The sequence below is a fragment of the Pseudomonas fluorescens genome (assembly GCF_900215245.1).
In the GTDB taxonomy this organism is placed as follows: domain Bacteria; phylum Pseudomonadota; class Gammaproteobacteria; order Pseudomonadales; family Pseudomonadaceae; genus Aquipseudomonas; species Aquipseudomonas fluorescens.
On record NZ_LT907842.1, the window covers coordinates 6,353,452 to 6,374,184 of the forward strand.

The window sequence follows — 20,733 nt, forward strand, 5'->3', positions numbered from 1 at the left end:
TTTTGTTAGTTTTTAAGCACTTTCGTCTGGTTCTCGAAGAACATTCGACAGTTTCTGATCCATACTCCTAAAATGTAACGGCATTTGTCATAAAACCCGTTTCCAAACGGTATTTCCTTACTTTTTAGCGAGTTCATCCGCGTGAAAATTCGTCTCTCTATTGTCAGCCTATTTTTCGCATTTACAGGCACCTTCGCGCACGCAGCCGAAACCACTCTGGCTCCGCGTGATACCTCCAAACTGCAAATCGCTTCCGGCAGCGCCATGCTGGTCGACCTGCAAACCAACAAAGTCATCTATTCCAGCAACCCTGATGTGGTGGTGCCGATCGCTTCCGTGAGCAAGCTGATGACCGGCCTGATCGTGCTGGAAGCCAAGCAAAACATGGATGAATACATCGACATCAACATCAAAGACACGCCGGAAATGAAAGGCGTGTTCTCCCGAGTGAAAATCGGTAGCGAAATGCCCCGCAAGGAAATGCTGCTGATCGCCCTGATGTCCTCCGAAAACCGCGCTGCCGCGAGCCTGGCGCACCACTACCCTGGCGGCTACCCGGCCTTCATCGCCGCCATGAACGCCAAAGCCAAGGCGCTGGGCATGACCAGCACACACTATGTCGAGCCTACCGGCCTGTCGATTCACAACGTGTCCACCGCCCGTGACCTGAGCAAGCTGTTGGCCGCCGCGCGCAAATACCCGCTGCTCAGCCAACTGAGCACGACCAAAGAAAAGACCGTGTCGTTCCGTAAACCCAACTACACCTTGGGTTTCTCCAACACCGACCACCTGATCAACCGTGCCAAATGGGATATCAAACTGACCAAGACCGGTTTCACCAACCAGGCCGGCCACTGCCTGGTCCTGGTCACCAGCATGGGTAACCGCCCGGTGTCGCTGGTCATTCTTGATGCCTTCGGCAAGTTCACCCACTTCGCCGATGCCACGCGTATCCGCAATTGGGTTGAGACCGGCAAAAGTGGTTCGGTGCCGGACGTCGCGTTGCGCTACAAGGCCGACAAGAACCTGAAGAATCGCCCGAACGCGGCTGAAGTACGTCGCTGAGCAACGCCGTTCGAAGATGGAAGGCTGGCTTGCCGGTATCGCGGGCAGGCCAGCCTCCCGTATTGTTGAACCCTGGGTAGGTTATTTCCTTTCTGCCAGCACCTTGAGTGCCTGCGCCGCTGACTGCTCCTGGCCGGCTTGGGCGGTCGCGTTAGCCGCCTCCCGCCAGCGCTGCGCATCTACATTTGCCGGCAACTGGCTCGGACGCTGGGTCAGGATGCCCCAGTGACCGGCACTCTTCCACGCCGACTCAAAATCGCTGAAGCTCATCAACAAACGTCGTTCCTTACCCGAGCGCAGCAGCACGGTGCTCTTCTGCTGATTGAACCCCACCACCACAACGTACCGCGCGCCGGACCAGAAGCTTGAGTCGATCCGCGCCATCACCGGATACCCCGCGGCCACCTGTTCCAGTACCGCCGTGAGCCGGCTATCCAGCGGGTACACCATCAGCCCGTATTCACGCGCGAGGACCTGCATGTTGCGCTCAAGATCAGCTTCAGCGCCGGGCAGGTGCAGCGGTTTATCCAGCAAGCCGGGTGTCATCACAATGCCTTGTTGCGACAGCATGCTGGCTAAAGCCGATGGACCACTCAGGTAAGCCTCACTGCGAAAGGCCGGCACCCCGGTGAGTTCGACACGCTCCGGCAAGCCCGCCAGTTTCGAGGGGTGACCGGAACAGGCGGCAAGCCCGAGGGCACATGCCAGCAGCAAAGAAGGTTTAATGTTCGAACGTAACCGCAATTTTTGACTCGCTTGATCAACGGCCGGTGAGGGCCCTGATCATAGCCCAATCGCGTTTAGGTAACAGAGAGGAGGCGCGGATATAGCAAACAAGTTGGATGGACTCGACCATTGGTCAATAGCACGCAACCGCCAGGTAGCTAGACTGTCCATTGAGAAGACTGTGTGTGCCCCCAGCGGGGCGAAAGGAGGCCAGAATGAGCCTTGCTACGACGATTTTCCTGTTGATCTGCGGTTGGCTGGCGGTCGCCAGCGCCATGTTGTGGGGCGTGATGCGCGTGACCCGCCGGCATCATCACCCCCACCTCAAACCTGCTGCACCGGCCAAGCCCCACAAGGCGGCGGCGCACCACGCTTAGCCTGGCATGCAATTGAAGTCTTGAGTCGCCGCGACTTCCTTGCCGTGACCGTCCTTGAGGACGGCACGTACGGTGGTGCCCAGGCTCGATTCCGCCAACGTGTAGTGTTCCCCCGCCTTGAAGTGCTTGTACTCAACCCGGCCCTGGCAGTCTTGCTGGTTGTCGTCGCCCGCCTCTTCTTCAAATAACGTCACGTCCAGACGATGGTCGCCCGGGGTCACTTCAAAGTAGCGGCCGTCATCCACGCGCTTGCCGTCGACGCGCTCGGCCATCAGGTCGTTCGGGGCCTCTTCTGTCAATCCTATCCACGCTTCGCTCGGGTCAGCCTTGGGCAGCGGGCCGGCACACGCCGACAACAACAGAACAGCGCCGAGGGCGGGAATCAACAACAGGGGTTTGAGTGCTTTAAATGTCATGGCAGGGCTCCAAAAAAGAACGTTGTCCGGATCTGAAAGGTGTCGAGTCCGATGGGGGACAAGCTTGGAGACCCACCCTTTGTAGAACAAATGAATACATATGAAACGATCTTCAGCGCTTAACTAAATGTTCCTTCACCTGGCTGAAAGGTGCGTGTTAGGTGGGTCGGGCAAGACTGCCGGGGTTTGCAATCCTGCTCCTTCGGAGGTTTACGCATGCTCGGGCTGGTAAAGACCGCACTGCAAAAGCCGTACACGTTCATCGTGTTGGCCATATTCATCTGCATCATCGGGCCGATGGCGGCCCTGCGAACCCCTACGGATGTGTTCCCCGATATCGGCATACCCGTCGTCGCCGTCGTCTGGCAGTACAACGGCCTGTCACCGGACGCCATGGCCGGTCGGGTGATCTACACCTACGAACGTTCACTGAGCACCACCGTTAACGACATCGAACACATCGAATCGCAATCGCTGCCCGGCATGGGCATCGTGAAAATCTTCTTCCAACCCGGCGTGGACATCCGCACCGCCAACGCCCAAGTGACGGCGGTTTCACAAACCGTGCTCAAGCAGATGCCACCGGGCATCACGCCGCCACTGATCCTTAACTACAGCGCCTCCACGGTGCCGATCCTGCAAATGGCGTTCTCCAGCCCCAGCCTCTCGGAAGCCAAGATCCGCGACCTGGTGCAGAACAATATCCGGCTGCCGTTGAGTGCCCTGCCCGGCCTGGCCATGCCGACGCCAATGGGCGGCAAGCAACGCCAGATCACCCTCGACCTTGACCCGCAGGCGCTGGCCGCCAAAGGTTTGTCGGCGCAGGACGTAGGCAATGCCCTGGCACTGCAAAACCAGATCATCCCGGTGGGCACCGCCAAGCTCGGCCCCAACGAATACACGATCCTGCTCAACAACAGCCCCAAGGCGATTGACGAGCTGAACGACCTGCCGATCAAGACCGTCGACGGCGCCATCATCACCATTGGGCAAGTGGCCCACGTGCGTGACGGCTCGCCGCCGCAGACCAACATCGTGCGCGTCGACGGTCACCGCGCAGTACTCATGCCGGCCTTGAAAAACGGCAGCATCTCGACCCTGTCGATCATCGATGGCATCCGCCAGATGCTGCCGCGTATCAACGAAACCCTGCCGCCGTCGCTGAAGACTTCGCTGTTGGGTGACGCCTCGGTGTTCGTCAAGCAGTCGGTAGGCAGCGTGGCCCAGGAAGGCATCATCGCCGCACTGCTGACCAGTGCGATGATCCTGCTGTTTCTCGGCAGCTGGCGCTCGACACTGATCATCGCCGCGTCGATTCCCCTGGCGGTGCTGTCCGCCATCGCACTGCTGGCCGTCAGCGGGCAAACCCTCAACGTGATGACCCTCGGCGGGCTGGCGTTGGCGGTGGGGATTTTGGTGGACGACGCCACGGTGACCATCGAAAACATCAACTGGCACCTGGAGCAAGGCAAGGCGGTAAAGACCGCGATCCTCGACGGCGCCGCGCAAATTGTCGGTCCGGCGTTCGTCTCGCTGCTGTGCATCTGCATCGTGTTTGTGCCGATGTTCCTGCTGCAAGGCATCGCCGGCTACCTGTTCCGGCCGATGGCCCTCGCGGTGATCTTCGCCATGGCCAGCTCGTTCATCCTTTCGCGCACCCTGGTGCCAACGCTGGCGATGTTCCTGCTCAAGCCACATATGCCGGAACAAGGCGCAGGGCATCACCCGGAAGATCAATTCATCAACCACCACGAGGGTGAGCAGCACAACAAACCTCGCAATCGTGTGCTGCAAGCAGTGCTGAATTTCCAGCAAGGGTTCGAGCGGCACTTCTCGACTATCCGCGATACCTACCACGGTCTGTTGACGCTGGCCCTCGGCGCCCGCAAGCGCTTTATCGTCGGCTTCCTGGCCTGCGTGCTGGCGTCGTTCCTGCTGCTGCCGAGCCTGGGCCAGGACTTCTTCCCGGCCACCGACGCCGGCGCCCTCGCCCTTCACGTACGTTTGCCGCTGGGCACGCGGATTGAAGAAAGCGCCGCCGCCTTCGACCGGATTGAAGCGCGGATTCGCGAAGTAATCCCGGCCGAAGAACTCGACACCATCGTCGACAACATCGGCATTCCGCTCAGCGGCATCGACATGGCCTACAGCAGCAGCGGCACCATCGGCCCGCAGGATGGCGATATTCAAGTCAGCCTGAAAAAGCACCACGCACCGACTGCCGATTACGTAAAAAAACTGCGTGAAGCCTTGCCGGAAAGTTTCCCCGGCAGCCACTTCGCCTTCCTGCCCGCGGATATCAGCAGCCAGATCCTCAACTTCGGTGCACCCGCGCCGCTGGATGTAAAAATCTCCGGGCGCAGCGATGCAGAAAACCGTGCCTACGCCGTGGAGCTTGAGCGGCGCCTGCAACACGTGCCGGGCATCGCCGACCTGCGTATCCAGCAGTCCACCGGCTACCCGTCGCTGCAAGTTAACGTCGACCGCATGCGCGCCAATGGCCTGGGTATCACCGAGCGTGACGTGACCAACAGCATGGTCGCCTCCCTCGCCGGCAGCTCGCAAACCGCGCCGACCTTCTGGCTCAACCCGGCCAACGGCGTGTCGTATTCGATCGTCGCCGCCACCCCGCAATACCGCCTCGACAGCCTGCCGTCGCTGGAAGCCTTGCCGGTGACCGGTGCCAATGGCCAATCACAAATCCTCGGCGGCGTGGCGACCATCGCGCGCGTGCAAAGCCCGGCAGTCGTGACCCACTACAACATCGAACCGACCCTGGACCTGTACGCCAACGTGCAAGGTCGCGACCTCGGTGGCGTGGCCCGCGACGTGCAAAAAGTGCTGGACGACACCGCCTCCATGCGCCCCAAAGGTGCGGTGATCAGCCTGCACGGGCAGATCGATGCCCTGCATGAAGCGTTCAGTGGTTTGAGCTTTGGTTTGCTTGGCGCGGTGGTGCTGATCTACCTGCTGATCGTGGTCAACTTCCAATCGTGGGCCGACCCTTTCGTGATCATCACGGCACTGCCGGCGGCGCTGGCAGGGATTGTGTGGATGCTGTTCCTCAGCGGCACCTCGCTGTCGGTGCCGGCACTCACCGGCGCCATCCTGTGCATGGGCGTGGCCACCGCCAACTCGATCCTGGTGGTGAGCTTTTGTCGTGAACGCCTGGCCGAACATGGCGATGCACTGAAGGCCGCCCTGGAAGCCGGTTACACGCGCTTCCGGCCGGTGTGCATGACCGCGCTGGCGATGATCATCGGCATGCTGCCGCTGGCAATTTCCGAGGAGCAGAACGCCCCGCTTGGCCGTGCCGTTATCGGTGGCTTGATCTTCGCCACCGTCGCCACTTTGTTGTTTGTTCCCGTGGTCTTCAGCCTGGTCCACGGTCGTCACCCTACTCGCGCAGTTGCTGGAGAAACTTCACATGTCGTCTGATCACAACCCCTCGCGCAAGCGTCTGATGCTCATGGGTGTCGGCGGCCTGACACTGGCCGCCCTGTTGGTCGCCAACGGCCTGCACGCCCGCACGATGCACGAACAATCGGTCACCGCCTGGACCGAAACCGCCGCCATCCCGCAAGTGATGGTGTTCCAACCGAAACAGAACGTGGCCGGCGACACCTTGCGCCTGCCCGCGCACCTTGAGGCCTGGAGCAAGGCGCCGATTCACGCGCGGGTCAGCGGCTACTTGAAAGACTGGAAAGCCGACATCGGTACCCAGGTCAAAGCCGGGCAAGTCCTCGCCGAAATCGACAGCCCGGACCTTGACCAGCAACTGGCGCAAACCCACGCCCGCCTGGTGCAGGAACAGGCCAACGCGCGCCTGGCCGAAACCACCGCCACGCGCTGGCAAAACCTGTTGGCCAGCCATTCGGTGTCGCGTCAGGAGGCCGATGAAAAAACCTCCAACGCCGCCGCGGCCAAAGCCAACGCCGAGGCGGCGGCGGCCGACTATGCGCGGCTGTCCGCCCTGGAAAGCTACAAGACCATCCGCGCACCGTTCGCCGGCACCATCACCGCGCGCAACACCGACATTGGCCAGTTGATCAAGGCCGACACCGACAGCGATCCCGAGCTGTTCAACATCGCCGACACCCACCAGTTGCGCCTCTACGTGCCGGTGCCGCAGAACTACGCGGCGGTCATCCACGCCGGCCTCGAAGCCGAGTTGACCGTGCCCGAGCACCCCGGCGAGCACTTCAAGGCGCGCCTGATCGGCGACTCCACCGCCATCGACCGCCGCTCCGGCACCTTGCTCGCCCAGTTCGTGGCCGACAACCCCAACGGCGAATTGCTGCCTGGCGATTACGCTGAAGCCACCCTGCCGATTCCAGCGGACACCCATGGCGTGAGCATCCCGGCCAGTGCCCTGATCTTCCGCGCCCAAGGCACCCAGGTCGCCGTGCTGGATGCGCACAACCATGTGCACTTGCAAGACATCCACATCGGCCTCGACCTCGGCGAGCGTCTGGTGATCGACCAAGGCCTGAAGCCCGCCGACCGTGTCGTCGATAACCCGCCGGACGCCCTGCGCGAAGGCGACCCCGTGCAACTCGCCGACGCCGGAGGTGCGCATGCGCCCAAGGCTTAACCCCCTCGCGGCGTTGGTGCTGCTGGCCTTGCAGGGTTGCTCGCTGGCGCCCACGTATACGGTGCCGTCGGTCGACCTGCCGGCCGGCTACCGCGAACAGACCAGTGATGGCCCGTGGCACAGTGCGCAACCGTCCGATCAACTGGCGCCCGAATGGTGGAAGCTCTACAACGATTCGCGCCTCAATGACCTGCAACAACAACTGCTCAAGGCCAACCCGGACCTCGCGGCGGCACTGGCGCACTTCGATGCGTCCCAGGCCTATGCCAGCCAGTTACATGCCGGGTTGTTCCCGCAGATTAGCGCCAGCGCACAGCCGTTACGCCAGCGTCAATCCGATTCGCGGCCGCTGCGAGGTGATACCCAGCCGTCGGTCTACAACAGCAATACGGCGGGCTTTTCGTTGAGCTATGACTTGGACCTGTGGGGCAAAATCCGCAACCAGGTCGCGGCAGGCGATGCCCAGGCGCAAGCCTCCGGGGATGACCTGGCGGTGGCGCGCCTGAGCCTGCAGCATCAATTGGCGACGCTGTATGTGCAGCTTAATGGGCTGGATGCGCAGCGCCGGATTCTGAATAGCTCGCTGGATGATTTCAGCCAGGCATTGCAACTGACGCGCAGTCGTTATGAGGGCCAGATTGCCTCGGAGCTGGACCTGACCCGCGCGCAAAATCAACTGGCCGAAGCCAAGGCGCAACTGGACGAAGTGCGCGGCCAGCGCAACCTGACCGAGCATGCGATTGGCGAACTGGTGGGTGTCGCAGCCAGCGACTTCAGGTTGCCGGCGAGTCAACAATTGATCGCGTTGCCGGGGATTCCCTCTCAACTGCCGAGCCACCTGCTGCAACGTCGTCCGGACATCGCCGCAGCGGAACGCCGGGTGTTCGCAGCCAACGCGAATATCGGCGTGGCGAAAGCGGCGTGGTACCCGGACTTCAGTTTGACCGGGTTGATCGGCGGCCAGACACAAGGGGTCGGTAATTTGCTGTCCGCCGGTAATCGCTATTGGGCGCTGGGGCCGCTGGTTAATTTGCCGATCTTTGACGGTGGACGCTTGAGTGCCAACGAGCGACAGGCCAAGGCCGAGTTTGAAGAGGCTGCGGCGCAGTACCGCAGTCATGTACTGAAAGCCGTGCGTGAGGTGGAAGACAACCTCGCGCAACTGCGCGACTTGCAGCAGGAGGCCCAGGATGAGCAAGCAGCGGCAGATGCCGCGCAGCACACACAGTCATTGGCGATGAACAGCTATCAGGCGGGAGCCGTCAGCTACCTGGACGTGGTAACCGCGCAGACGGCGGCGTTGCAGGCGCAACGCACATTGCAGGCGGTGCAGACGCGGCAATTGCAGGCAAGTGTGGGATTAGTCACCGCGCTCGGCGGCGGCTGGCAACCCGGCGCCTGATAAATGGGGAGGGACTTGCTCCCTCCCCCATCAATACTGCGGTAGACACACACTGTATGAAAACCGCTGCCCCCTGTGGGAGGGGGCTTGCTCCCGATGGCGGTGGGTCAGTCAGCTCAGCCGTAACTGATACTCCGCTATCGGGAGCAAGCCCCCTCCCACATCTTCTTACGGCATTTCAGGCGGCCCGTTTGCCGCTGGCGATCATTGGGCAAGCCTGCGCCCACACCTTGATCACTATTCGACAGGACAGTGCGGTCATTGTGGGAGGGGGCTTGCTCCCGATGGCGGTGGGTCAGTCAGCTCAGCCGTAACTGATACTCCGCTATCGGGAGCAAGCCCCCTCCCACATCTTCTTACGGCATTTCAGGCGGCCCGTTTGCCGCTGGCGATCATTGGGCAAGCCTGCGCCCACACCTTGATCACTATTCGACAGGACAGTGCGGTCATTGTGGGAGGGGGCTTGCTCCCGATGGCGGTGGGTCAGTCAGCTCAGCCGTAGCTGATACTCCGCTATCGGGGGCAAGCCCCCTCCCACATGTTCCTAAGGTATTTCAGGCGGCCAGTTTGCCGCTGGCGATTGCTGCCGAAGCGGCCAGCATTGCCCTTAACAACACCGCACATCCGGCTGCCAGATCGTCCGGCGCGGCGTTTTCGATTTCGTTATGGCTGATGCCGCCTTCACAGGGCACAAAGATCATCCCGGCCGGGCCGAGTTCGGCGACGAAGATCGCGTCGTGCCCTGCCCCGCTGACGATGTCCATGTTCGACAGCCCCAACCCATTCGCCGCGTCACGCACAGCGTCCACGCAACCCTTGTCGAAGTACAACGGCGGGAAGTCGGCGGTGGGTTCCATTTCAAAACTCAAGCCGTGCTTGGCACAGGTGTCGTCGATCACCTTGCGCACTTCGGCAATCATCGAATCCAGGCGTGCCGGTTCCAGATGACGAAAGTCCAGGGTCATGCGCACTTCACCCGGGATCACATTGCGCGAGCCAGGATAGGCCTGCAAACAACCCACGGTGCCGCACGCATGCGGCTGGTGCCCCAACGCCGCCGCATTCACGGCAGCCACCACTGCCGCCGCGCCCACCAGAGCATCCTTGCGCAGGTGCATTGGCGTCGGCCCCGCATGGGCTTCAACGCCGCGCAGCTTCAGGTCGAACCACTTTTGCCCCAAGGCTCCCAGCACCACGCCGATGGTTTTCTTCTCATCCTCAAGAATCGGGCCTTGTTCGATATGGGCCTCGAAATACGCGCCGACCTTGTGCCCGCTCTCTGGCCGCGTGCCCGCATAGCCAATCGCATTCAATGCATCGCCGACGCTGACTCCGTCCACGTCGACTTTGGCCAGGGTATCGGCCAGGGTGAATTTCTCGGCAAACACCCCGGAACCCATCATGCACGGCGGGAAGCGCGAGCCTTCCTCGTTGGTCCACACCACCACTTCCAGCGGCGCTTCGGTTTCGATGTTGAGGTCATTGAGGGTGCGCAGCACCTCGACACCCGCCAGCACGCCGAAGCACCCGTCGAATTTACCGCCCGTGGGCTGAGTGTCGATATGGCTGCCGGTCATCACCGGTGGCAGGTTGGGATTGCGTCCCGGGCGGCGCGCGAAGATGTTGCCGATGCCGTCGACGGTCACGCTGCAACCCGCCGCCTCACACCACTGCACAAAAAGATCGCGAGCCTTGCGGTCAAGGTCAGTGAGGGCCAGGCGGCATACGCCGCCCTTGGGCGTTGCGCCGAGCTTGGCCAGGTCCATCAGGGATTGCCACAAGCGGTCGCGGTTGATGTGCTGATGGGTGGATTGCAGAACGTCCAGGGCAGCGTTCATGGGGATCTCCTCAGGCTACATTTGTTATGAGTTGACTCGATTCCAGCACTGGAATGGGGTCATCCATGTGGGAGCGGGCGTGCTCGCGAATGCAGTCTGTCAGCGACTGATGCGCTGACTGACTCAACGCTTTCGCGAGCACGCCCGCGCCCACATTTGGCTTGCCTTTCAATCTTTTATAACGGCGTTTTCAGCGCCAACGGGCTGGCTCTGCGCTTGGAATTCAGGCCGTAATACAGCAAGCCGCCCAACGCCGAACCGGTGAACCAGCCGTAGCTGTAGAACCAGCTGAAGGCATCACTGCCCAGCGACAACAGGGTCAGCACCACCGGCACGCCGAAGGCGACAAAGCCACTCCAGTTCCACGCAGGATAAACGTCATCGCGGTACAGGCCGGCCAGGTCCAACTGCTGTTTGCGTGTGATGAAGTAGTCCACCACCATGATCCCGGCAATCGGCCCCAACAGGCTTGAGTAACCCAGCAACCAGTTGGAATAGACCGTTTCCAGGCTCACATCCGAAACGATCAGCCCGAGTTTTTTCAGCAACTCATGCCCCATCAACACCAGACCAACCAGGCCGGTGAGGATGACCGCCGTGGTGCGATTGATCAGCTTGGGCGCGATGTTCTGGAAGTCGTTGGTGGGCGAGACGATGTTGGCTGCGGTGTTGGTGGACAAGGTGGCGATGATGATCAGCAGCATGGCAATGGCCACCCACACCGGGCTCTGGATATGCCCGATCAGGGTCACCGGATCAGAGACGCTGACGCCCACCAGTTTCACCGACGCGGCAGTCATGATCACGCCGAGCGCGGCGAACAGGAACATGGTCAGCGGCAGCCCGAAAATCTGCCCGAGAATCTGGTCTTTCTGGCTTTTGGCGTAGCGGCTGAAGTCGGGAATATTCAGCGACAAGGTGGCCCAGAAGCCCACCATCGCAGTAAGCCCCGCCATGAAGTAACCGGTCAGACTCGCGCCTTCAGGCCGTTTGGGGGGAATCGCCATCAGCTCGCTGAGCGATACATTCGGCATTGCCCACACCAGCAGGCCAATCCCCACCGCCACCAACAACGGCGCCGACAGGGTTTCCAGGCGCTTGATCGACTCGGCGCCGCGCAGCACCACCCACAAATTCAAGGTCCAGAAAATCATGAAGCCGATCACTTCACCGGTGCCGCCAAGGGCTTTCCAACCCTCGAAAATCGAGCCCAGAAACAGGTGAATCGCCAACCCGCCAAACATCGTCTGGATGCCAAACCAGCCACACGCCACTAGCGCCCGAATCAAACACGGCACGTTGGAACCGAGAATGCCAAAGGAAGAACGCAGCAATACCGGAAACGGAATGCCGTACTTGGTGCCGGGAAACGCGTTAAGGGTGAGCGGAATCAGCACCACGATATTGGCCAGCAGGATCGCCATCAACGCCTCGCCCACCGACAAACCGAAGTACGCGGTCAATACCCCGCCGAGGGTGTAGGTGGGCACGCAGATCGACATGCCGACCCACAGCGCGGTGATGTGCCATTTGTTCCAGGTGCGTTCGTGCACCTTGGTCGGTGCCATGTCGTGGTTGTAGCGAGGGCTGTCGAGGACGTCGGGGCCGGCGTCGAGTTCGTACAGGCCGTTGCGCTCAATGACTTGCGATCTGTTCTGTTGCATGGCCGCTCCACGGTTTTTTCGAATTATTGTTGCTCACCCCCACGCTGAGTGCGGGGTGGCCGGAGTACCTCGTAAACAACATGACATCACGGGACCGGCCAGCCGCCACTGCACTCAATAACCGTGCCGACAACCGCCACTTAACCCGCACCGCTTATATAACCTGCTGATGTTTATCAGCTTTATTTCTTTATCCGATTGGCCCCTCGGTACTGTCCGCGCCACTCAGGCTAACTAACGCGGAAGTTGTCCGACGCCGCGGGACTCAATCTGGTGCAACACAATTATTTTTATTTCCCGCCCCCGTCAAGAGGCATCTCTCAAGCGTCTGATTTGCAATAAGAAATGTTGCTCAAATTGATAACCTGTCAAGTGCGTCAAAATGGTGAGAGGTCGCTACATTTTGGTGATATTTGTTTTTTATCCTTAATAATCAATACTTTAAACACGTTATATGCTTATAAAAAATCTTCTTGCTCATTATAAAAACTCGGGCTAGTTTCTATTCCTGTCACCGATGACAGGTTTTGAATAGCCATCGGCACGCAGCACTACAACACTTAGAACTGGCACCAGCCGGTCAAGCCTGTGAGGAACTCGACATGTCGCTGTTGATCCGTGGCGCCACCGTTATTACCCATGATGAACGTTACCGCGCCGATGTTTTATGCGCAGGCGGTCTAATTCGCGCGATTGGCACAGGTCTGGATGTTCCCGCCGGCACTGAAGTGCTCGACGGCAGCGGCCAATACCTGATGCCCGGCGGCATCGACCCGCACACCCATATGCAATTGCCCTTCATGGGCACCGTTGCCAGTGAAGACTTTTTCAGCGGCACCGCAGCAGGCCTTGCCGGGGGCACGACGTCGATCATCGACTTTGTGATTCCCAACCCGCAGCAGTCCTTGATGGAAGCCTTTCACCAGTGGCGCGGCTGGGCAGAAAAGTCCGCCTCCGACTACGGCTTTCACGTGGCGATCACCTGGTGGAGCGAACAAGTGCGTGAGGAGATGGCGGAGCTGGTCAGCCACCACGGCATCAACAGCTTCAAGCATTTCATGGCCTACAAGAACGCGATCATGGCGGCTGACGACACGCTGGTCGCCAGCTTCGAACGCTGCCTGGAGTTGGGCGCAGTGCCCACCGTGCATGCGGAAAACGGCGAACTGGTGTATCACCTGCAACGCAAGTTGATGGCCCAGGGCATCACCGGGCCGGAAGCGCATCCGCTGTCGCGCCCGTCGCAGGTGGAAGGTGAGGCGGCCAGCCGCGCGATCCGCATCGCCGAGACAATTGGTACACCGCTGTACCTGGTGCACGTGTCAACCAAGGAAGCCCTGGACGAAATCACCTATGCCCGTGGCAAGGGCCAGCCGGTGTACGGCGAAGTGCTGGCCGGCCACTTGCTGCTGGACGACAGTGTCTACCAGCACCCCGACTGGCACACCGCTGCAGGTTATGTGATGAGCCCGCCGTTCCGCCCGCGCGGGCACCAGGAAGCGCTGTGGCACGGCCTGCAATCGGGCAACCTGCACACCACCGCCACCGACCACTGCTGCTTTTGCGCTGAGCAAAAAGCCGCAGGGCGTGATGACTTCAGCAAGATCCCCAACGGCACCGCCGGTATCGAAGACCGCATGGCGCTGCTGTGGCACGAAGGCGTGAACACCGGGCGGTTGTCGATGCAGGAGTTCGTTGCGCTGACGTCGACCAATACCGCGAAGATCTTCAATCTGTACCCGCGCAAAGGCGCGATCCGCGTGGGCGCCGATGCAGACCTGGTGCTGTGGGATCCCGAGGGCACGCGCACGATTTCGGCCAAGACCCACCACCAGAAAGTCGACTTCAACATCTTCGAAGGCAAGACCGTGCGCGGCGTGCCGAGCCACACCATCAGCCAGGGCAAGCTGGTCTGGGCCGATGGCGACCTGCGCGCCGAACGCGGTGCCGGGCGATATGTTGAACGCCCCGCGTACCCATCGGTGTTTGAGCAGTTGAGCAAGCGGGCGGAGCATTCCAGGCCCACTGCCGTGAAACGCTGATACCGCCAATCGGCGCCAGCACAGGCAACAAAGATGCCCGCTAGAGGCAATCCAAAAGAAACCGTGAGGCCAAAACCGTGATCCAGACCCTGACCCACCTCCCCCATCCCCATGAAGATGGGGCGACACTCGCCAGCCACTTCACCGACCTGGCGCCGCCGCTCAACGCCCGCCAGGCCCAACTGGAAGCCTCGCGCTGCCTGTATTGCTACGACGCGCCGTGCGTGAATGCGTGCCCCAGCGAGATCGACATCCCGTCGTTCATCCGCAATATCCACACCGAAAACGTGCAAGGCGCGGCGCAGAAAATCCTCTCGGCGAATATCCTCGGCGGCAGTTGCGCACGTGTTTGCCCCACCGAAATCCTGTGCCAGCAAGCCTGCGTGCGTAACAACGCCGAAGAATGCGCGCCGGTGTTGATCGGCCTGCTGCAACGTTACGCCATCGACAATGCGCACTTCAGCGAACACCCGTTCCAACGCGCTGCGCCGACCGGCAAACGCATCGCCGTGGTCGGCGCCGGACCAGCGGGTTTGGCCTGTGCCCATCGCGCCGCTTTGCACGGTCACGACGTGGTGATATTCGAAGCGCGCGAGAAGGCCGGTGGCCTGAATGAATACGGGATCGCCAAATACAAACTGGTCGATGACTTCGCCCAGAAGGAGCTGGAGTTCCTCTTGCAGATCGGCGGCATCGAGATCCGCCACGGTCAGCGCCTGGGCGACAACCTCACCTTGAGCGAACTGCACCAGCAATTCGATTCGGTATTCCTTGGCCTGGGCCTCGCCGCCAGCAAACAGCTCGGTTTACCCCACGAGGACGCCCCCGGACTGCTTGCCGCCACCGACTATATTCGCGAACTGCGCCAGGCCGACGACCTCTCGCAACTGCCTCTGGCCGACCGCTGTATCGTGCTCGGCGCGGGCAATACCGCCATCGACATGGCCGTGCAAATGGCCCGTCTCGGTGCGCGCGACGTGAACCTGGTGTACCGCCGTGGCCTTGCCGACATGGGCGCCACCCAGCATGAACAGGACATTGCCAAAGCCAATCAGGTACGGCTGCTGACCTGGGCCCAGCCCGAAGAGGTCTTGCTCGATGATCAGGGCCACGTACGCGGCATGCGTTTCGCCCGTACACGCATGGAAAACGGGCGGCTGCACGCCACTGGCGAGACCTTCGAGCTGGCCGCCGACGCGATCTTCAAAGCCATCGGGCAAGGTTTCGATAACGCCGCACTGCACGACCCACTGGCCCAGCAACTGCACCGCGTGGGCGAAAGAATCTTCGTCGACGAACACCTGCGCACCAGCATTCCCGGGGTATACGCCGGCGGCGATTGCGTCAGCCTCGGCCAGGACCTCACGGTACAAGCAGTGCAACACGGCAAGCTGGCCGCCGAAGCCATGCACGCCCAACTCATGCTGAATGTGGAGGCTGCGTAATGGCCGATCTCTCGATTGTGTTCGCCGGTATCAAAGCCCCCAACCCGTTCTGGCTGGCCTCCGCGCCGCCCACCGACAAGGCCTACAACGTGGTCCGCGCGTTCGAAGCGGGCTGGGGCGGCGTGGTGTGGAAAACCCTCGGTGAAGACCCGGCGGCGGTCAACGTGTCGTCGCGCTACTCGGCGCACTACGGCGCCAACCGTGAAGTGCTGGGCATCAACAATATCGAGCTGATCACCGACCGCTCACTGGAGATCAACCTGCGGGAAATCACCCAGGTCAAAAAGGACTGGCCCGACCGCGCCCTGATCGTGTCGTTGATGGTGCCCTGCGTTGAAGAATCCTGGAAAGCTATCTTGCCGTTGGTGGAGGCCACCGGCTGCGACGGCATTGAGCTCAACTTCGGCTGCCCCCATGGCATGCCCGAACGCGGCATGGGCGCGGCGGTCGGCCAAGTGCCGGAGTATGTGGAACAGGTGACGCGTTGGTGCAAGACGTATTGCTCGCTGCCGGTGATCGTCAAGCTCACGCCGAATATCACCGACATTCGCGTGGCGGCGCGCGCGGCGTATCGCGGGGGCGCGGATGCGGTGTCGTTGATCAACACCATCAACTCCATCACCAGTGTCGACCTTGAGCGCATGGTCGCCCTGCCCAAGGTCGGCAGCCAAAGTACCCATGGCGGTTATTGCGGCTCGGCGGTGAAGCCGATCGCCTTGAACATGGTCGCGGAAATCGCTCGTGACCCACAGACCCAGGGCCTGCCTATCTGCGGGATTGGCGGCATCGGCAACTGGCGTGACGCGGCGGAATTCGTCGCCCTGGGGTGCGGCGCAGTGCAGGTGTGCACGGCGGCGATGCTGCATGGGTTTCGAATTGTCGAGGAGATGAAGGATGGCCTGTCGCGGTGGATGGACAGCCAAGGCTACAAAAGCTTGCAGGAATTTTCCGGGCGGGCGGTGGGCAATACCACGGACTGGAAGTACCTGGACATCAACTACCAGGTGATTGCGAAGATTGACCAGGCCGCGTGCATTGGCTGCGGACGTTGCCATATTGCCTGTGAGGACACGTCGCACCAGGCCATCGCCAGTTTGAAACAGGCGGATGGCACGCACAAATACGAAGTCATTGACGATGAGTGCGTAGGCTGCAATTTGTGCCAGATCACCTGCCCGGTGGCCGATTGCATTGAGATGGTGCCGATAGAGACGGGTAAACCGTTTTTGAATTGGACCCAGGACCCGCGTAATCCTTACCGGGAGGCGGTGTAGCTGCTTGGACCACCCTCGCGAGCAAGCCCGCTCCCACCTTCGACTGCACTGCTTCAGACAAAACGCGGTCAACGGTGGGAGCGGGCTTGCTCGCGAAGGGCCCTAAGCCTCACCCCACCTCTTAAGGCTCCAACCCAATCCCCCGCAAAATCACCCCCGTCACCGTCTGGATTGCCTTCTCAAACTGCATATCCGACAACGGCTGGTGATCATTCAAAATCTTCACCTGGTGATCAAAGTCCGCATAGTGCTGGGTCGACGCCCAAATCATATACAGCAGGCTCGACGGCTCCACTGGCAGAATGCGTTTGTCCTCCACCCATTGGCGAATTTTCGCTTCCTTCATCTTGGCCCAGTCGTACAGGCTTTCGTCCAGCGCCTCACCCAGTGTCGGCGCGCCGTGGATGATTTCATTGGCCCAGACTTTCGAGCCATACGGCCGCGTGCGCGAGCGCTGCATCTTGGCGCGGATGTAGCTGCTGAGCACCACCCGTGGGTCATCGAAGGTTTCGAAGCTCAGGGCATCCTGCTTCCACAACTCCAGCAGGTCGAACAGCACCGCGCTGTACAGCTCGCTCTTGGTGGTGAAGTAGTAATGCAGGTTGGAGCGCGGCAACTGCACTTCTTCGGCGATGTCAGCCATGGCGGTGCTGCCATAGCCTTTCTCAGCGAAGATTTTCTCCGCTGCCAGCAGAATTTTTTCGACGTTGACCCGACGAATGCCGATCTTGTGATTGCCCATAAATGCTGGAAGCCCACTCACTGTTAGATGCAATTGACCTTCGACACATCAACCCCCTGTCGCGCCTGCTTTGCGCCGTGCCCACGCACGTGGGGGCTGCGCGCGCAATAGCGTGCTGCAGGGACATCGGGTGATGAATCTTCAGATTCCAACGCCCTCCATCACATCACGAACCGCCACATTAGGCTACTCGCCGTCATGATATGCCGAGCAGATTGCTCGTCTGCACTGCGCTGGCGCAGGCCTTTGAGCGCCGTTGATCGACAGATCAGGCACAGCACCTGAAAGTCTGCAGGATTCCCCGGCAACGTCCGTCGTGATCGGGCTATTATCGGCGCATCTGAACCGGACGCCCCGACCTATGGCCGTTGACCTGCAAGCCCTCTATCCAAAATTGATACACCTGATGCTGGACACGGTGTTCGTGGTCGACAGCGACAACCTGATCGTCTTTGTGAGTGATGCCTGTGAAGCGCTGCTCGGTTACCGCGCCGACGAGCTGACCGGCACACTCATCACCGACTACATGCACCCGGAGGACCTGGCGCGCACGCGGGCCTCAATCATGCGGGTGATGAATGGCAAGCCTCACGTCGATTTCCGCAACCGCTATATCCGCAAGGATGGCAACGCCGTACACATCCTGTGGGCGGCGTTCTGGTCCGAAGAGGTCGGTGCGCGGATCGGCGTTGCCAGGGACGTAACCGCCCTCACCCAGGCCGAGGAAGAATTACGTTTCCTCGCCCATCATGATCCGCTGACGGCCCTCACCAACCGCTCGCTGTTCAACGCCGGGCTGGATTCGGCCCTGCAAGCCGCACAGCGCCACAACACGACGCTGGCGTTGCTGTTTCTGGACGTTAATGACTTTAAGGGCATCAACGATGGGCATGGGCATGCCGTGGGCGATCGGCTGCTCTGCGTGATCGCCCGCCGGCTGGAGCGCTGTGTGCGCGAGAGCGACCTGGTGGCTCGGATGGGCGGCGATGAATTCACCGTGCTGCTGACGGATATGCAGTCGCAGGAAGCGGTGTACGGGATAGTGGCGCAAATACTCGCGGTCATGGCCGAACCGTTGGGCGCCGAGTTTTACGGGGTCAAAATGCCGTCTTGCAGCGTGGGCGTGGCGTTTTATCCCGCGGACGGTGAGGACGCCGACACGCTGCTGAGCCACGCCGACAGTGATATGTACCGGATAAAACGGCAGCGAATTACAGTTAAGTGACGCGCTTTTCGCTGGTCAATCTCGCCGACAACACCAGGGCTTGGGGACTGCCACCGGCTCTAGACCGAGGCGACAGGGCATAATGAAACTTCATACGCGAACCTTCCCCCCCAAAAACGGATTGGTTAGGATCGCGATCCCTATGAAGGATCATTGCAATGACTATTCGACCTCGTGTGGCCGCCGACGACACAGTGCTGGGAGCGCTGTGGGAGCGCTCGGTACGGGCCACCCATGACTTCCTCCCCGAGGATGACATCCAGCGTTTGCTGCCCCTGGTCCGTGACACCTACCTGCCGATGCCCGCACTTGATGTATGGGTGTTCGAAGACAGTCAAGGCCTCGCCGGTTTTATCGCCACCGGCGGGCATAACGTGGAAATGCTGTTTATCGACCCCGACCGCCGTGGCCAGGGTATTGGCCGGCAATTGCTCGAGCATGCCCGCGCACGCCATGACACGCTCACGGTCGATGTTAATGAACAAAACCCGCAAGCCGTGGGTTTCTACCTGCACTATGGTTTTATCCAGGTCGCGCGCTCGCCGCTGGATGGCGAAGGCAAACCCTTTCCCCTGCTGCATATGGCATTACCAAAGCCCTCCACTGAAGGTACTGAACAATGTTGATCAAGAAAGCCCTGACCACCGTCACCCTGCTCGCTTCTCTGCTGGGCGCCTCGGCGGCATTTGCCCATGCCCACCTGAAAAGCCAAACACCCGCCGCCGACAGCACTGTCGCAGCGCCCGCTGACGTGCGCCTGACCTTCAGCGAAGGCGTCGAAGCGACCTTCACCAAGGTGTCGCTGAGCAAGGACGGCACCGAAGTTGCGATCAAAGGCCTGGAAACGCCGGACGCCGACAAGAAAACCCTGGTGGTCACGCCAGCCGCACCGCTGGCTCCCGGCACCTACAAAGTGGTGTGGAACGCCGTGTCGGTCGACACCCACAAGAGCAACGGTGAATACAGCTTCAAGGTCGGCCAATAACCCATGGCGACCCTGCTGGTGCTGTGTCGCTTCCTGCATTTCATCGTCGTGCTGTTGATGTTCGGGGCCTGCGTGTTCAGGCCCTGGCTCTTGGGCGCTGAACCGCAGCCGACACTGGACCGGCAACTGCTGCGCATCCACCGTGCCTTGGCAGGCCTGGGGCTGGGCTCCGGGGTGGCCTGGTTGCTGTTAATCACCGCCAGCATGGCCGGCAGTTGGGAGGCGGCCCTGCAACCGGCAACCGTGCAATTGGTGCTGGGCAAAACCTTTTTCGGCCAGGCGTGGGTCTGGCATTTATTGCTCAACCTGCTGCTGGTCATCGTGCTGATCAAACCCTGGCCGCTGTTGCGCCTGCCGTTGAGCGCACTGCTGCTGGCGACGCTGGCGCCCGTTGGCCATGGCGCCATGCTCAATGGGCTGAGCGGGCAATTGCTGATTCTGAATCAGGTGGTGCACCTGGTATGCGTCGGTGCCTGGCTCGGTGGGCTGTTGTTGCTGGTGTTGATCCTCAGGCAGTCTCCGACGCACGCGCTGCAAGCCATCCTCAAACGCTTCAGCGGCGTGGGTTACGGCCTGGTCGCCGGCCTGCTGGTGACGGGTTTGATCAATGTGCGCGTGCTGACCGGGCAGCTATGGCCCACGCCGTTGTTCAACGGCTTTGCGCTGATTCTGTTGATCAAAGTGCTGCTGGTGCTGGGCATGTTGGCGCTGGCGCTGCTGAACCGACTACGCATCGAGCATGGCGAGCAACGGCTGGGCAGCCTGAAAGCCAGCGTGATGCTGGAATGGCTGTTAGGCGTTTGTGCAGTCGCCGCTGTTTCCCTCCTTGGCACCCTTCCTCCGATGGTGATGGCCGGCTGAGTTCACCGCACGTTCAAGTCCCACTCGATGACCTGCGGGCGCGGGCTTGCTCGCAAATGTGGCAGATCAGGCCATAC

General features: G+C 60.9%; 17 protein-coding genes. 12 read left to right on the top strand and 5 right to left on the bottom strand.

The window, feature by feature from the left end; all coding sequences use genetic code 11:
- Positions 1-141 precede the first annotated feature (141 nt).
- Complete coding sequence (gene pbpG / locus CPH89_RS29330; RefSeq protein ID WP_053256954.1) at positions 142-1,065, top strand: D-alanyl-D-alanine endopeptidase; 924 nt, start codon at positions 142-144, stop codon at positions 1,063-1,065.
- Positions 1,066-1,146: 81 nt separating this feature from the next.
- Here the strand turns inward: pbpG and CPH89_RS29335 are convergent, their stop codons facing one another.
- Positions 1,147-1,809 (bottom strand): peptidase C39 family protein, encoded by a 663-nt coding sequence (locus CPH89_RS29335; protein WP_053256955.1) that lies wholly within the window; start codon positions 1,807-1,809, stop codon positions 1,147-1,149.
- A gap of 197 nt (positions 1,810-2,006) precedes the next feature.
- Here CPH89_RS29335 and CPH89_RS30500 point away from each other — a divergent pair, with 197 nt between their 5' ends.
- On the top strand, positions 2,007-2,168 hold the full coding sequence (locus CPH89_RS30500; RefSeq protein WP_167422771.1) for a hypothetical protein: 162 nt from the start codon (positions 2,007-2,009) through the stop codon (positions 2,166-2,168).
- On the opposite strand, the gene CPH89_RS29340 is transcribed toward CPH89_RS30500, so the two are convergent.
- Positions 2,165-2,584 carry a PA0061/PA0062 family lipoprotein gene (locus tag CPH89_RS29340; RefSeq protein ID WP_053256956.1) on the bottom strand — a complete coding sequence of 140 codons (420 nt, stop codon included), beginning with the start codon at positions 2,582-2,584 and terminating at the stop codon, positions 2,165-2,167. The two genes, CPH89_RS30500 and CPH89_RS29340, sit on opposite strands and share 4 nt — an antisense overlap.
- Positions 2,585-2,800: 216 nt before the next feature.
- On the opposite strand from CPH89_RS29340, the gene CPH89_RS29345 reads away from it, so the two are divergent.
- Genes CPH89_RS29345 through CPH89_RS29355 form a run of 3 tightly spaced genes read left to right on the top strand, consistent with a single transcriptional unit; the run spans position 2,801 to position 8,580 of the window.
- Entirely contained in the window at positions 2,801-6,022 is a 3,222-nt protein-coding gene (locus CPH89_RS29345) for an efflux RND transporter permease subunit (protein ID WP_053256957.1), read from the top strand.
- Entirely contained in the window at positions 6,012-7,178 is a 1,167-nt protein-coding gene (locus tag CPH89_RS29350) for an efflux RND transporter periplasmic adaptor subunit (RefSeq protein WP_053256958.1), read from the top strand. The genes CPH89_RS29345 and CPH89_RS29350 overlap by 11 nt, the downstream gene beginning before the upstream one ends.
- On the top strand, positions 7,162-8,580 hold the full coding sequence (locus CPH89_RS29355) for an efflux transporter outer membrane subunit (protein WP_053256959.1): 1,419 nt from the start codon (positions 7,162-7,164) through the stop codon (positions 8,578-8,580). The genes CPH89_RS29350 and CPH89_RS29355 overlap by 17 nt, the downstream gene beginning before the upstream one ends.
- A gap of 554 nt (positions 8,581-9,134) precedes the next feature.
- Here CPH89_RS29355 and CPH89_RS29360 read toward each other — a convergent pair.
- The gene (locus CPH89_RS29360) at positions 9,135-10,418 is read right to left on the bottom strand and encodes a Zn-dependent hydrolase (protein ID WP_053256960.1); all 1,284 of its coding nucleotides are present in this window, start codon (positions 10,416-10,418) and stop codon (positions 9,135-9,137) included.
- A 176-nt stretch (positions 10,419-10,594) separates the two neighbouring features.
- A complete protein-coding gene (locus CPH89_RS29365) occupies positions 10,595-12,082 on the bottom strand; it encodes an NCS1 family nucleobase:cation symporter-1 (RefSeq protein ID WP_053256961.1) in 1,488 nt (495 codons plus the stop codon).
- A 602-nt stretch (positions 12,083-12,684) separates the two neighbouring features.
- On the opposite strand from CPH89_RS29365, the gene hydA reads away from it, so the two are divergent.
- From hydA to preA, 3 genes are all read left to right on the top strand, one after another.
- Positions 12,685-14,124 (top strand): dihydropyrimidinase, encoded by a 1,440-nt coding sequence (gene hydA / locus CPH89_RS29370; RefSeq protein ID WP_053256962.1) that lies wholly within the window; start codon positions 12,685-12,687, stop codon positions 14,122-14,124.
- A gap of 77 nt (positions 14,125-14,201) precedes the next feature.
- Positions 14,202-15,569: an NAD(P)-dependent oxidoreductase gene (locus CPH89_RS29375; protein ID WP_053256963.1), complete on the top strand. Its 1,368-nt coding sequence runs from the start codon at positions 14,202-14,204 to the stop codon at positions 15,567-15,569.
- On the top strand, positions 15,569-16,843 hold the full coding sequence (gene preA, locus CPH89_RS29380) for an NAD-dependent dihydropyrimidine dehydrogenase subunit PreA (protein WP_053256964.1): 1,275 nt from the start codon (positions 15,569-15,571) through the stop codon (positions 16,841-16,843). Before CPH89_RS29375 ends, preA begins: the two co-directional genes overlap by 1 nt.
- A 121-nt stretch (positions 16,844-16,964) precedes the next feature.
- Here the strand turns inward: preA and CPH89_RS29385 are convergent, their stop codons facing one another.
- Positions 16,965-17,585: a TetR/AcrR family transcriptional regulator gene (locus CPH89_RS29385; RefSeq protein ID WP_053256965.1), complete on the bottom strand. Its 621-nt coding sequence runs from the start codon at positions 17,583-17,585 to the stop codon at positions 16,965-16,967.
- Between the two features lie 361 nt (positions 17,586-17,946).
- Between CPH89_RS29385 and CPH89_RS29390 the strand changes: the two genes are divergently transcribed.
- The 4 genes from CPH89_RS29390 to copD all read left to right on the top strand — a co-directional run bounded on the left by CPH89_RS29390 (position 17,947) and on the right by copD (position 20,656).
- Entirely contained in the window at positions 17,947-18,810 is an 864-nt protein-coding gene (locus tag CPH89_RS29390) for a sensor domain-containing diguanylate cyclase (protein ID WP_053256966.1), read from the top strand.
- A 158-nt stretch (positions 18,811-18,968) separates the two neighbouring features.
- The gene (locus CPH89_RS29395) at positions 18,969-19,436 is read left to right on the top strand and encodes a GNAT family N-acetyltransferase (RefSeq protein ID WP_053256967.1); all 468 of its coding nucleotides are present in this window, start codon (positions 18,969-18,971) and stop codon (positions 19,434-19,436) included.
- Positions 19,430-19,795: a copper homeostasis periplasmic binding protein CopC gene (gene copC / locus CPH89_RS29400; protein ID WP_053256968.1), complete on the top strand. Its 366-nt coding sequence runs from the start codon at positions 19,430-19,432 to the stop codon at positions 19,793-19,795. Before CPH89_RS29395 ends, copC begins: the two co-directional genes overlap by 7 nt.
- Before the next feature lie 3 nt (positions 19,796-19,798).
- Complete coding sequence (copD, locus tag CPH89_RS29405) at positions 19,799-20,656, top strand: copper homeostasis membrane protein CopD (RefSeq protein ID WP_053256969.1); 858 nt, start codon at positions 19,799-19,801, stop codon at positions 20,654-20,656.
- The last annotated feature ends 77 nt before the right edge of the window (positions 20,657-20,733 follow it).